This window comes from Acinetobacter silvestris (assembly GCF_002135235.1).
GTDB lineage: Bacteria > Pseudomonadota > Gammaproteobacteria > Pseudomonadales > Moraxellaceae > Acinetobacter > Acinetobacter silvestris.
Genome location: NZ_NEGB01000005.1, coordinates 165,948 through 179,101, shown reverse-complemented (window position 1 = coordinate 179,101; position 13,154 = coordinate 165,948). Strand labels below are relative to the sequence as shown.

The window sequence follows — 13,154 nt, the reverse complement described above, 5'->3', positions numbered from 1 at the left end:
CGGGTTTTTTTCTTATGCTTAAAGTAGGGTAATAGATGGAACTAATATTTGCAGCAGCAATGTGTAGTGTGCTGGTCTCAATACTCTTGAAGTTTTGTAAGGCGAACGGTTTTGATGCATTACAAATGATTGCATGGAATTATGCGGTTGCCAGTATTTTATCATTTTTCTGGTTCAAGCCCGATTTAGCTCATATTACACTTTCTGATACACCATGGTGGCTGATTGTTGTATTAGGAATAATTCTTCCGAGTATCTTTCTAGCCCTTACTAAATCATTACAAACAGCGGGTATTTTAAAAACAGAGATTGCACAGCGCTTATCTGTGGTTTTATCGTTGTTGGCTGCATATTTGCTATTTCAAGAACAATTTAACCTATTTAAAATATTGGGTGTAATGCTTGGTATTGGTGCAGTGTTATGTTTATTATTTTCGCAAGCTACCACATCAAAACAAGGACAAAAAGGTAATGGTAGTGCTTATTTGTTGAGTGTGTGGGGCGGTTATGCATTGATTGATATTTTGTTGAAGTATACAACGAATTTAGGGCTGCAATTTCCAGTGACTCTAAACTTAATGTTTGGTTGCTCTTTTATTTTTTCTATGCTGTATTTAGTGGTTACTCAAACTGGATGGAAGTTACAGAATGTCTGGGCTGGATTCGCTTTAGGTTGTTTAAACTTCGCGAATATTGCACTGTATGTGAATGCACATATGTTATTTAAAGATTCACCGGCAGTGGTTTTTGCAGGAATGAATATTTTAGTTGTATTATTCGGTGTTGTTGCAGGATTACTCATATTTAAAGAAAAATTCAAAATCCTGACAGCTTTGAGTCTTATATTCGGATTGATTGGTGTGATTTGTTTGGCTTTGGCTTAAAACATAAGATAAAAACTATCTTCTAAAAAGTTTCACAAGAGTCATTACCCTGTTAGTCATACAAGCGATAAGTACCAACGAAACGTTCACAACCTTTTTGATTGGTTTTAATTACTAAAAGGGCTTTTTGGAAATTTAATTGATATTTACAGTCATGCTCATTGTCTGTAATTTCATTTTTTTTATTGGCTGTAGTGTAGGCCAGTAAGGAGACCGTTTGTGTTTCTGTGCGATTGTTCGGATTGCGGTAAGCAATGCCTTCGATTTTGACTCGCTCTTTAGTGAGTTGATGAACTTGTACGTGCACAGGCTGTTTAGCAATTTTACCATTTTCATATTTAATAAAATGTTGAGTCAGACTTTGGTTCATAGAGCTATAAAAATTCAAATCTTCAAGACGTAAATCAAATTGTTGTTTATAGCATTGTATATTTTTACATTGTTGAATATGGTTGAGCCAAAGTGTATTGGTATCTTCCACTAGGCGTGTGGGCGCATCAGTAATGAGAAAAGCGGTAAGATATTTTTCATTAAATTTATGACGTAATGGTTTTAAATCGTCATGGCAGAGTTTTTTAAGACTAGGCGACAATTTTTCTTGGTCGCATTGGATTGGTTGAGCATACGCAGCACTCATTCCCAAATAGCCTAGCCATAGAACTTTAACGATATTTTTAATCAGATTAATCTCGGTTTTCAACAACATGATCGCTTATACTTTCATAATGCTTGCATGCGTACTATAGCGAAATAGAAAGTATGAATACAACATTTTCAAATTTAAAAACTGTATAAAGGAGCCTAAAGTGATCGCTCAAATCCGTATTGGACAAGGAATGGATGTACACGCCTTTGAACAAGGTGATTTTGTGACTTTGGCAGGGGTTAAAATTCCACATACACAGGGCTTAAAAGCGCACTCTGATGGTGATGTGGTATTACATGCACTATGTGATGCATTGTTAGGTGCTTTGGCTTTAGGTGATATTGGACAGCATTTTCCTGATACTGATCCTGAGTTTAAAGGTGCAGATAGTCGAAAATTATTAAAACATGTGTATCAACTGATTTTGGATCGTGGTTATATTTTGAATAATGCTGATATGACAGTTGCGTGTGAGCGACCAAAATTAGCAAAACATAATTTAGCAATGCGCCAAAGTATCGCTGATGTTTTAGAGGTCGATGTAACACAAATTAGTATTAAAGCAACCACAACCGAACAGTTGGGTTTTACGGGTAGGCAAGAAGGGATTTTAGCGACAGCGACCGTGTTAATTTCTCATCAGGTTAAAAAGTAACTTTAACACTAGCCCTTTATAGGGCTAATTTGAGATGCTTTTGGGTGAAGGGATGCAAAAGTGATTTTGGTTGTATCTAAAATCACGGGGCATTTATGCAAACTGATCAACATGCATTAAAGACTGTTGTAAGTCTTGTGTTGCTTTACGCCCTTGCAGTTGTAAACTCACTGCATAAATCAAACCGGTCCAAGTTTCATTGGGTTCCCATATTTGATGCATGAGTTCTTGTGCTGACGGCATATCCATATCAAGAAAATATTGACGATATAAATAGATTAAACTGCTGACAGATCTATTTTGGTTGCTATGTATCCAGACCATTTTATTTTGAACTAAATGAGCAAGCAAATCTAAAATAAAGAGGCATTGATCATCAGCAGGTGTTTCCCATAAAATGGGCAATTGAATGTAATTTAAACCCAGTTCAGCACAAATTTTATCTTCATGTTGTAAGTGCGAATCTGCATCAGTAAATGCGAGATTAATCACAGTGTCCACACCGTATTCTTTGATATGTTTGAACTGTTCAGCCGTAGGTTGTCCAGAACTATACAAGTGCTCATGGATAAACTGAAAATTCGGGATTTGTGTTAATTCTGTTTCGATATCATTCATAATAATTGTCAATCTTTAAATAAAAACGCCATCACGAAGGATGGCGTTCGTTATTATCTTATCGTTTTGGTAAGACTTCTTTTAAAGCAAGATCCATTTCCAATAATGCTTTTTCAGTAGTTTCCCAGTCGATACAACCATCAGTTACTGATTTGCCATACTCTAAATCAGCAAGGTTTTCAGGAATATCTTGGCGACCGCCTTTAATATGGCTTTCAACCATAATACCAACGATAGACTTATTCCCCTCCAAAATTTGTTCTGTGATGTTTTTCAGAACAAGCGGTTGTAAGTAGGGGTCTTTGTTGGAATTGGCGTGACTCGTATCAATCATAATTTTATTGCTAACTTTAGCTTTGGCTAAAGCATTTTCAGCATCTGCAACAGAGCCAGCATCATAGTTTGGTTTGCCATTACCACCACGTAAAACGACGTGTGCATAAGGATTACCATTGGTGCGAATAACAGAAACTTGACCTTCGTTATTTAGACCAAGGAAACTATGACCATGTTTAACTGATTGCATAGCATTGGTTGCAACGGTTAAACCGCCATCTGTACCATTTTTAAAGCCAACAGGTGAAGATAGACCAGAAGACATTTCACGATGTGTTTGACTTTCCGTAGTACGAGCGCCAATCGCAGACCATGAAATTAAATCTTGATAATATTGTGGTGAGTTTGGGTCAAGTGCTTCAGTTGCACATGGTAAACCCTTATCATTTAACTCTAATAAAAGTTTACGACCTAAACGAAGACCTTTTTCAATGTTGAAAGAGTCATTCATGTCAGGATCATTAATTAAACCTTTCCAACCAACGGTTGTACGTGGTTTTTCAAAATAAACACGCATAATAATGAATAGCGTATCTTTTACTTTTTCACTTAAAACTTTGAGGCGATCTGCATAATCATGGGCAGCCGCAATGTCATGAATAGAGCATGGCCCAATCACAACGAAAAGACGTTTGTCATTGCCATCTAAAATATTGCGCACAGTTTCACGACCATGCAGCACAGTTTGATAGGCCTTTTCATTTAAAGGAAGTTCAGCTTTAAGTTCAGCTGGAGTTACAAGCGGTTGAATGCTCTGTACATTCACGTCATCAATATCTGATTGAGTAATAGGATTTGACTTTACTGTATTCATTGCCGTCACTGGTATTGGATCATACGAAAGTATTTATAGTTGTCCGAATATAACACGATTTGATTGAGTTATTGCTATAGATAACATCAATAAAATCTATATAAAACATCAATAAAATCGTGAAATATTGGAGATAAGATCGTTTAAGTTATACATGGAATGATTTTTCCGTACTGATGAGTTGAACTGTGTGTGGTTTTTCTATGGGTTTGGTTTTCACTGGGTGGAGAATAAAATTGATACCTAGGGCAAATAAAGTAATCCCTAAAATCTTACGAATCATTCTTTCTGGTAAGTGTGAGCTGATCAATGTACCAATAATAATGGCAGGAATTGAGCCCATTAATAACCATCCAAGTAAGTGAAAATCAACATTTCCAGAACTCATGTGCGCAAAGCCCGCGACTGAGGTCAGTAATACTGCATGTACCACATCTGAACCGATAATACGGATCATGGGTAAGTTTGGGAACATGAGGATCAGTGCCATGATACCAAAAGCGCCTGCGCCAACTGAAGATAAGGTTACTAACACACCGAGAGTAAACCCCATAATCACCACATATATGCGTTTACCTTCAATATCAAATTTTGGTGTTTGCTCCAGATCGCTAGTTTGGCGGAAACGACTAAAAAACCGTTCGATATGGACGCGGAACATGATGGAAAGGCCGGTTAATGTCAGCATAAACCCAAGAACAGTGGTGAGTACTGCTTTGTAATGACTCGATTGGCTTAAATAATGATCTAAAATCCAATGGGTCATTAATGACGCGGGAATACTACCCAATGCCAACCAAATTACGATAGGCCAAACAATATTGAGTTTTTTGGCATGTACCATTGAACCGCAAAATTTTGAGATCGCGGCATATAATAAGTCGGTACCAATGGCAATATGGGGTTCTATTTTGAATAGGCTGATTAGAATAGGGGTCATTAAAGATCCTCCGCCAACTCCAGTAATACCTACGCAAAAACCGACTAAAACGCCTGCTAAAATAAATTCCATTGGACCAAACATGACTTAAAATGCCAAATATCAAAATCAGACTTATCTTATGACTTTTTCATATAAGTGGTTGTCTTGATTGTTGATTTACTTATTCTAAAAAATGCTAAAGTAAATCGGTTCGTATTTATTCTTGCTTTTGGGTACTATAAATTTTTCAGGGTGAGGCTTATCTAGAAATACAACTTTAAGCCAGGATGGATTATGCTAAGATGGCTTGGAATTTCTAGGGGACTTAAGTCTTGCAAAATCGAAAGCTTAAAATTGGAATGGTGGTGGGCGAAGTTTCTGGTGATACATTGGGAGCAAAGCTAATTCGAAGTTTTCGCGAGCAAGGTATTGAGGTTGAATTTGAGGGGATTGGTGGTCCTCAAATGATCGCTGAAGGATTTATAAGCTACTATCCCATGGATATTTTATCGGTGATGGGGATTGTTGAAGTCCTTAAAGATATTAAAAAGTTATTTGCTGTACGTGATGGTTTGGTAGAAAAATGGACCGCAAATCCAGTCGATATTTTTATTGGTATTGATGCACCTGATTTTAATTTACGTCTTGCTAAAAGTATTAAGCAAAATCATTTGCCGATTAAAACTGTGCAATATGTGAGTCCATCGGTATGGGCTTGGCGTCAGGGGCGCGTACATGGTATTAAAGCTTCGATTGATTTAGTGTTATGCCTATTCCCATTTGAAAAATCATTTTATCAACGGTTTGCAGTACCAGCTGCTTTTGTTGGACATCCTTTGGCCAGTCAATTGCCCTTACAGAACCCAGTTCATGATGCGAAACTAGAATTAGGTTTAGATGTGAATCAAAAGCATATTGCCTTATTGCCAGGAAGTCGTCGTGGAGAAGTTGAACGACTTGGTCCTTTGGTTTTAGATGCAGCAGCCATTATTCATAAAAAATATCCTGAATATGAGTTTTTAATTCCAGCCATTAATGATGCTCGAAAACTACAAATTGAAGATTTGCTAAAACAATGTCCTGCAAGTTTGGTTGCTAAAATTCGCTTAATGGAAAACTCAGATAAAGAATCTAAAATCGGTCGTCAGGTCATGAACGCTGCGAACATTGTCGCTTTGGCATCTGGCACGGCGACATTAGAAGCGATGCTACTCCATAGACCAATGGTGACTTTTTATCAGCTTAATTGGTTGACTTATATTATTGCGAAATTATTGGTCAAAATTCAGTATTACTCTTTACCAAATATTATTGCTGGTAAAAAAGTGATTCAAGAATTAATTCAAAGTGATGCAACCCCTGAAAAATTAGCTGCGGAAATTGAAAAGTTGATGAATATCGAAACCTCACAAATTCAAGTGATGCAATTGATTACCATGCATAAGAAGTTATTGGCAGGTAATAGTGAAGATCCCGTTCAGGCAATTTTAGGCCTTGTCCAGTAACCTAAAAGTCGTTGGGATAAATGGATTTATTATGCAAAAACTAGAGTTTAGAATTGGAACTACATCAGATATTCCAGAATTGGTTCCATTGATTAATTCTGCCTATCGTTAAAATTCAGGGCAAAGCTGGACTAGTGAATCACATATTGTGGTGGGTGATCGTATCCAGCAACAGCAATTAGAAGACTTAATCAAGCAACAGAATAATCAACTCTTAATCGCTGAAATACAAAGTAAGGATAAGAAAACCATCATTGCTTGTATTGGTTTGACATATCTTAACTTAGAGTTTGAAATAGGTACTTTTTGTATAGCACCACATTGGCAGAATCAAGGCATAGGTAAGCATGTTTTAGCGTATGCGGAGAGCTATTCTCAGGCTTATGTAAAACAGCAGCAAGCAGAATTAAACTATTATGTGATGTGGGTGCTCAATGTTCGTAATGAGTTAATTGAATATTATGAACGTCGTGGTTATGTACAAACGGGTGAGATAGAAGCTTATCCAGTCGATGCAAATGTGGGTCAGCCCATTGTGGACTTACATTTGATTAAAATGAAGAAATCCGTAGTAATATAAATTTCGGGTGTAATTAAGTAATTGGTTGGTATAATTTTTTAGAAGATCAATCATTCTATAGCTTTAAATAAATGATCAATAATAATGATGCAGTTCGAGTGTTATATATTTAATGAGTCGTTGGGTAGAGTTTAAAATTAAAAAATCAATAATTAAATAAGCCCTCATTTTGAGGGCTTAAAGATAAGGTGGTTTATTAGGTAAAGAACCAAGTGTAATAACCCCAAAGCATGAGTGGCCATGCAATATAGGGACTAAATAACCATTTCCATAACCAAAACCTAGGCAGAAATCCTACGCCGTGTATGAATCCACCTGAAATACCAATCATGATCATCATTAAGGCACTATGATTATAGTGACCATGAACATCAAGCATCAGACTTGGATGGATTAATAATACCGCAGCCAGTGGCAATGCCATCAAAAACGAAATGGCCATTGCAAATTTATTCGGCTTCTTTTCTTTTGTTGTCATTGCGACTTCTGTCATGGTCTTATTCCTCATCTAAATCTTGATGATGCTCAATGTAGAGGGCGCTGAGTACACCCGCAAAACATGCCATCAAGATGCCAAGAATCCAAGCGAAATACCACATAACTATTCTCCTTATTTCTTGTAAACACAACCTTAGTAAAGGCTGTGTGAGTTATCTTGAATGTGCTTGTTGGTAATGACACCCCACATTTTATAGTAGCACCAAGTAGTGTAAGCGATAATAATTGGCACAAAAATACCGGCCACAACGGTCATTACTGTAAGTGTATTTTTACTTGAAACAGCATCCCACATGGTTAAGCTGACAGTTGGATTAATACTTGATGGCATGAGGAACGGGAACAGTGCAAAACCAGCGGTTAAGATTGAACCTGTGACCGCTAGAGTCGAGCCTGTAAAACTCAGTCCTGCTTTATTTTTAGCTGCGGCAAAGACAATCAGTAATCCACCTAAGGTTGCTGCAATTGGAGCGAGCATAGTGATTGGATAAGTTGAATAGTTATTCATCCAACCTGGGTTTGCATTGGTGAGTACTTGTTTTGCTAATGGATTCGCGACACCATTGGTATCAAAAGGTTGTACTAAGGTATAACCTTGAATACCGCCGAAATACAACCAAGCACCAGCACCTAAGAAACAGACTAAAAAGATGATTCCCATTAGTTGTGTTGCTTTGGCAGAGCGTTGACGTAACACACCATCGGTACGCAGCATTAACCATGCACCACCATGTGCACATAGCATAGATAAACTGACTAAACCACAAACTAAAGCAAATGGATTGAGTAGGGCAAAGAAGCTACCTGTGTAGGTTGAGCGAACCGTTTCATCTAAAGTAAAAGGTACGCCAAGGAACATGTTGCCAAATGCGACACCAAACACTAATGCAGGAACAGCACCACCAATTGCTAAGCCCCAATCCCATGAAGTACGCCATTGAGTATTTTGTAGTTTAGAGCGGTAATCAAAACCTACAGGTCGTAAAAATAGTGCAAATAAGACTAGTAATAGTGCCCAGTACATGCCAGAGAAAGCAGTGGCATAGACCATTGGCCATGCGGCGAAAAGTGCACCGCCAGCAGTCACGAACCAAACTTGGTTGCCTTCCCAGTGTGGTGCAATCGTATTGATTGCAGCACGGCGTTCATCATCTGTTTTGCCTACAAATGGCATGAGTGCCATTGAGCCCATATCAAAACCATCTGTGAGTGCAAAACCAATCAGTAATACACCAACCAACACCCACCAGATGATTTTGAGAAGTTCATATTCGATCATGATTAAGACTCCTCAACTTTAGCGTGATGGGTATGATCTTTTGCAGCTAATTTTTCGAAATGATATTTACCCGTATGTAGCGAACTTGGGCCTAAACGCGAGAATTTGATCATCAAATACATTTCGATAATGAGAAGTACCGTATAGAACGCTGCAAGTGCAATGATTGAGCCCCACACATCACCCGTGCTTAAGCTAGAGGCAGATAAGTGTGTCGGGAGTATTTCACCAATAGACCAAGGTTGACGACCACCTTCAGCGACATACCAACCTGTTTGCGCTGCGATCCAAGGTAATGGTAGAGCAAATAAGGCAAATTTGAGCAACCACGGTTTATTTTCTGCATTGCGTTTAGCCACTGCATAGGTTGCAAGAATGAACAGAAGTAACATCAAGAAGCCAGAAGCAACCATGGCACGGAATGAAAAGAACAGAGCTGTTACATTTGGAATGGTATCTTTGGTTGCCGCTTTAATGTGTTCTTCAGATGCATCTACAACATTCGGAGTATATTTTTTAAGAAGTAAGCCATAACCTAAATCTTTTTGGTTCTCAGAGAATGATGCCATAAGTTCAGGAGAGCGGTCGCCTGCACGAAGTTTTTCTAGTTCGCTATATGCCAACATACCATTACGAATACGAATCTCGTGTTGAACCATGAGGTCTTTAAGCCCCATGACTTCTTTGTCTAAAGAGCGTGTTGCAATGATGCCCATGACATAAGGAATACGGATGGCATGGTCAGTACGCATTTCTTCTTGGTTTGGAATACCAAATAAAGTAAAAGGTGCAGGCGCAGGATGGGTATCCCATTCTGCTTCAATCGCAGCAAGTTTGGTTTTTTGAACATCACCCAATTCGTAACCAGATTCATCACCCAGTAAAATAACCGATAGTGTAGACGCTAAGCCAAAGATTGCGGCGATTGCGAATGAACGACGGGCAAAGGGTAAGTCTTGTTTTTTAAGTAAGTAATAACTTGAAATAGCCAATACAAAAATGGCACCCGTTACATAGCCTGCAGAGACGGTATGTACAAATTTAACTTGCGCAACAGGGTTAAAAATGAGCGCACCAAAGTCAACCAGTTCCATACGCATGGTTTCAAAGTTAAATGCCGAACCCACTGGGTTTTGCATCCACGCATTGGCGACTAAAATCCACAAGGCGGATAAATTCGAACCAATGGCAACTAACCACGTTACACCCAAATGTTGAACTTTAGAAAGGCGATCCCAGCCAAAAAAGAATAAACCAATAAAGGTTGATTCTAGGAAGAAGGCCATTAAGCCTTCAATCGCCAGTGGTGCGCCAAAAATATCACCGACATAATGTGAGTAATACGCCCAGTTTGTACCAAACTGGAACTCCATGGTTAAACCCGTGGTTACACCTAAAGCAAAGTTAATACCAAAAAGTTTTCCCCAAAATTTGGTCATATCTTTATAAATTTCTTTACCAGAAATCACATATGTGGTTTCCATAATGGCAAGAATAAAAGCCAGACCTAAAGTCAGTGGTACAAATAAAAAGTGATACATCGCGGTCATTGCAAATTGGAACCGCGAAAGATCGACCACGCTTTCAGAAATCATCAACGTGTCTCCTTGATTTGGGAAGGATTGCCAGCAATATGCTCAGCAACTTGATTGTCAAAATTTTTAGGGATCGTTGGCGCATCAAACCAGATATGCTTGATGGTTAATAAAATCACAATCTTAATTATTAATATGATTGTGATTTCTTTAACAAGACGACGATTTATATCGTTGGATTTTAAGCTCATAAGATAAGCCTATTATTTAGCTTCTTTTATATTATTAAACAAAATTAGACATAAAATAAACAGATAAAACAATTAAAATAAAAATATATTATTATTTTATTTATAAACAGCATGTTAGTTGTTTAATTAAATAAAAATAATCTAGGTTTATGCTGTTTTAAAGTTGATTAAAACAGTTGTGATTATTAAGAAATAAACCAACTAAATTGGTATTGTTTATTTAAAATAAACCAACTGAATTAATATGGATTGAATATTTTAATAAAATTTTGTTTGGTTTTTTCGTAAAGTATTCATAGTAAATTAGTTGGTTATAATTTTTAATTCAAGTCGTTTAGTGCGATAAATTGTAAAGATTTTTAGTCAGTAAATGGCACGGACGATTTTTAAATATGCCATTTATATTGATGAAGGAATAGCTATGAGCTTTGATTGATTATTAGGAAATAATACTTTTGTACAGAGCTGGCAAACACTAGGTTGACTGAAATGATATTTTTGAATGAGAGCTAAATGTTGGACTTGGTTTGTTTATTTTTGTGTTTATTTAAAATTGCTCTGAGCTAAAAAGATGGTTCGATTTTGAAATATTTTTTGCAATGTAATGAGATTTACTAAAGCGAATTAAAATAATTTGTGATTGGAATTCGAGTTCGCCGAATTCAGGTTCAACTTGAACGTAGTGGAGTTGTCCAAATTCATCACGAACGCGAGCTTGCGCTGAAAAACCTGGACGAGCATTTCCACTTGAAACGGTTGCTAAGCGACCTAAAAGATCGACTTGAGTTTTTATGACTTGCGGTTTAATAACTTGATCTAAGCAATGAATCATAAATACCGTAAAGAAAATGGCGATAACCAGTGCCGGTATAATCATGTAATACCATGCGAAAAAATAATGTTGACTGGCATATACGATGAGTTGTAGCAGGTATCCAGCAAAACTAAAGGTAATGAAAAAGAAGACCACAATCAGAACTTTGGCAAACTTTACTTGGATAAAAGGGGAGTGAGTGAGCCAATCAGGAGAAATTCGCTTGAAAAAAGTGCTGGGGCGAAGTCCAATATAATAGCCAATAGTTTCAGCCGTGCTAAGTAAGATTAGAGCACAGACACTTAAATGAAATGGCATTAAGTCATGTTCTAAAAAAAACGCTAGCATGGCTGTCCTTGAGGCAATTGAGTCTAATTTAAAGACCTATCGTGGTGAGTCTTCGATGTAAATTCCACCATCAGAATGAACTTTAATATTTATTTTTTCAAGATTTTCACCTAAGCAAGGTCCTGAAATACATTCACCCGTTTCGACATTAAATAATGCGCCATGAGTTGAACATTGAATATATTCACCATCTTGATCTAAAAACTGATTTTCTAAAAATTCCAATTCAGTTTGTAGATGCGGGCAAAGATTATTGTAAGCATAGTAAGCCCCATCACGTTGAGTGATAAAAATGGTTCTACCGTCATCTGTGTCAAAAGCACGTGCTTCTCTTTCAGGAATCTCTTCGGTCATTGCAATTTTAGACATTTATGCACATTCCTTTTGAAAATTTTGCAAAAGTTTAGCATAGTTGGCAACGTCTAAACGTGCGCCATATTGTGCAACAACTTCACTTGAAATTAGAATTGCCAATTCAGCAGCAGTCTGTAAGCCTAAGCCCGCATTTAAAGCGTATAGGAAGCTACCCGCAAAAGCATCACCTGCACCATTGGCATCTATTGCTGTTACTTTGCGACCAGCAACGTGAATATGTTGCTCTGCATTTGCTACAAGGGCACCTTTTTCACTTAATGTAATGACAACCTCATTACTAAGTAATTTCAGTTTAGTCAATGCTGCTTCTACAGAATCAGTTTCTGTATACATCATTGCTTCTTGTTGATTACAGAAAATTAAATCTACGCCATCATCTAAAAGTTCATCTAAACCTGCACGTGCATATTGCACCATAGCGGGATCAGATAATGTCAAAGCAATTTTAACACCGTTGTCTCGTGCAATTTGACGAGCTTGTTTTACTGCAACACGTGCAGTATCGCTAGATGATAAATAACCTTCGATGTATAGCCATTTTGCAGTCTTTAAAGCTGTGAAATCGATTTGCTCGGCAGTCAATTCCGCAGTGATCCCTAAGTAAGTTTGCATAGTGCGTTCTGAGTCAGCACTCACGAGAACCATGCATGTACCGGTTACACCTTGGCTGATTGATTTAGGTGTAGTGTGAATTTTGGCTTCATTTAAGCCATTGAGATAAATGGCACCTAAGTCATCATGACCAACACGGCAAGCATAAAATGTAGAACCACCTAATGCGCTGAAAGCAACTGAGGTATTGGCTGCAGAACCACCTGAAGTTTGACCTTTATAGATTTGGCTTGCTTGTAAGTTTTGATATAATTGAGCTTGTGTATCACCATCTGCTAATTGCATGGTGCCTTTTTGCAGGTTTTGTTGAATTAGGAATTCATCAGTTACTTTAAACTCCTGATCAATCAGTGCATTACCAATTGCAAAAAGGTCAACTGTAGCCATGTTCTTCATCACATCAATGTTAAAAATGCAAAGTTTACACCAATGCTCAGTTTTACTGTAGATTGATGAATAAAATTCATGTTTATTCTTATATA

The 13,154-nt window shown here is 37.5% G+C and carries 16 protein-coding genes; 4 read left to right on the top strand and 12 right to left on the bottom strand.

All coding sequences use genetic code 11. The features are described from left to right. Positions 1-35: 35 nt before the first annotated feature. Positions 36-884, top strand: a complete 849-nt coding sequence (locus B9T28_RS10080) for a DMT family transporter (protein WP_086203848.1) — start codon at positions 36-38, stop codon at positions 882-884. Between the two features lie 52 nt (positions 885-936). On the opposite strand, the gene B9T28_RS10075 is transcribed toward B9T28_RS10080, so the two are convergent. Next, on the bottom strand, positions 937-1,590 hold the full coding sequence (locus tag B9T28_RS10075) for an A1S_1983 family putative colistin resistance protein (protein ID WP_086203847.1): 654 nt from the start codon (positions 1,588-1,590) through the stop codon (positions 937-939). Between the two features lie 100 nt (positions 1,591-1,690). Here B9T28_RS10075 and ispF point away from each other — a divergent pair, with 100 nt between their 5' ends. After that, a complete protein-coding gene (ispF, locus tag B9T28_RS10070) occupies positions 1,691-2,185 on the top strand; it encodes a 2-C-methyl-D-erythritol 2,4-cyclodiphosphate synthase (protein ID WP_086203846.1) in 495 nt (164 codons plus the stop codon). 93 nt (positions 2,186-2,278) lie between these two features. Here ispF and B9T28_RS10065 read toward each other — a convergent pair whose 3' ends face one another. The 3 genes from B9T28_RS10065 to B9T28_RS10055 all read right to left on the bottom strand — a co-directional run bounded on the left by B9T28_RS10065 (position 2,279) and on the right by B9T28_RS10055 (position 4,977). Further along, positions 2,279-2,803 (bottom strand): protein tyrosine phosphatase family protein, encoded by a 525-nt coding sequence (locus B9T28_RS10065; protein ID WP_086203845.1) that lies wholly within the window; start codon positions 2,801-2,803, stop codon positions 2,279-2,281. A 58-nt stretch (positions 2,804-2,861) separates the two neighbouring features. Beyond that, the gene (locus B9T28_RS10060) at positions 2,862-3,953 is read right to left on the bottom strand and encodes a 3-deoxy-7-phosphoheptulonate synthase (protein WP_086203958.1); all 1,092 of its coding nucleotides are present in this window, start codon (positions 3,951-3,953) and stop codon (positions 2,862-2,864) included. 148 nt (positions 3,954-4,101) lie between these two features. Beyond that, positions 4,102-4,977 carry a sulfite exporter TauE/SafE family protein gene (locus B9T28_RS10055; protein WP_086203844.1) on the bottom strand — a complete coding sequence of 292 codons (876 nt, stop codon included), beginning with the start codon at positions 4,975-4,977 and terminating at the stop codon, positions 4,102-4,104. A 230-nt stretch (positions 4,978-5,207) separates the two neighbouring features. Between B9T28_RS10055 and lpxB the strand changes: the two genes are divergently transcribed. Continuing rightward, the gene (gene lpxB, locus B9T28_RS10050) at positions 5,208-6,380 is read left to right on the top strand and encodes a lipid-A-disaccharide synthase (protein ID WP_086203843.1); all 1,173 of its coding nucleotides are present in this window, start codon (positions 5,208-5,210) and stop codon (positions 6,378-6,380) included. A gap of 151 nt (positions 6,381-6,531) precedes the next feature. Beyond that, positions 6,532-6,960: a GNAT family N-acetyltransferase gene (locus tag B9T28_RS10045; protein WP_434057132.1), complete on the top strand. Its 429-nt coding sequence runs from the start codon at positions 6,532-6,534 to the stop codon at positions 6,958-6,960. Between the two features lie 196 nt (positions 6,961-7,156). On the opposite strand, the gene B9T28_RS10040 is transcribed toward B9T28_RS10045, so the two are convergent. From B9T28_RS10040 to B9T28_RS10005, 8 genes are all read right to left on the bottom strand, one after another. Beyond that, positions 7,157-7,453, bottom strand: a complete 297-nt coding sequence (locus B9T28_RS10040; RefSeq protein ID WP_086203957.1) for a cyd operon YbgE family protein — start codon at positions 7,451-7,453, stop codon at positions 7,157-7,159. A 4-nt stretch (positions 7,454-7,457) separates the two neighbouring features. Next, positions 7,458-7,559: a cytochrome bd-I oxidase subunit CydX gene (gene cydX, locus B9T28_RS10035; protein ID WP_002120988.1), complete on the bottom strand. Its 102-nt coding sequence runs from the start codon at positions 7,557-7,559 to the stop codon at positions 7,458-7,460. Between the two features lie 32 nt (positions 7,560-7,591). Continuing rightward, positions 7,592-8,737: a cytochrome d ubiquinol oxidase subunit II gene (gene cydB, locus B9T28_RS10030; RefSeq protein WP_086203842.1), complete on the bottom strand. Its 1,146-nt coding sequence runs from the start codon at positions 8,735-8,737 to the stop codon at positions 7,592-7,594. A gap of 2 nt (positions 8,738-8,739) precedes the next feature. After that, positions 8,740-10,332, bottom strand: coding sequence for a cytochrome ubiquinol oxidase subunit I (locus tag B9T28_RS10025; RefSeq protein ID WP_086203841.1), 1,593 nt, complete (start codon positions 10,330-10,332; stop codon positions 8,740-8,742). Beyond that, the gene (gene cydP, locus B9T28_RS10020) at positions 10,332-10,523 is read right to left on the bottom strand and encodes a cytochrome oxidase putative small subunit CydP (RefSeq protein ID WP_086203840.1); all 192 of its coding nucleotides are present in this window, start codon (positions 10,521-10,523) and stop codon (positions 10,332-10,334) included. Before cydP ends, B9T28_RS10025 begins: the two co-directional genes overlap by 1 nt. Positions 10,524-11,070: 547 nt before the next feature. Continuing rightward, positions 11,071-11,685, bottom strand: coding sequence for an OB-fold-containig protein (locus B9T28_RS10015; protein ID WP_086203839.1), 615 nt, complete (start codon positions 11,683-11,685; stop codon positions 11,071-11,073). Between the two features lie 36 nt (positions 11,686-11,721). Next, a complete protein-coding gene (locus B9T28_RS10010; RefSeq protein WP_171263505.1) occupies positions 11,722-12,039 on the bottom strand; it encodes a Rieske (2Fe-2S) protein in 318 nt (105 codons plus the stop codon). Positions 12,040-12,054: 15 nt separating this feature from the next. Beyond that, positions 12,055-13,059, bottom strand: a complete 1,005-nt coding sequence (locus B9T28_RS10005; protein WP_086203837.1) for an adenosine kinase — start codon at positions 13,057-13,059, stop codon at positions 12,055-12,057. Positions 13,060-13,154 lie beyond the last annotated feature (95 nt).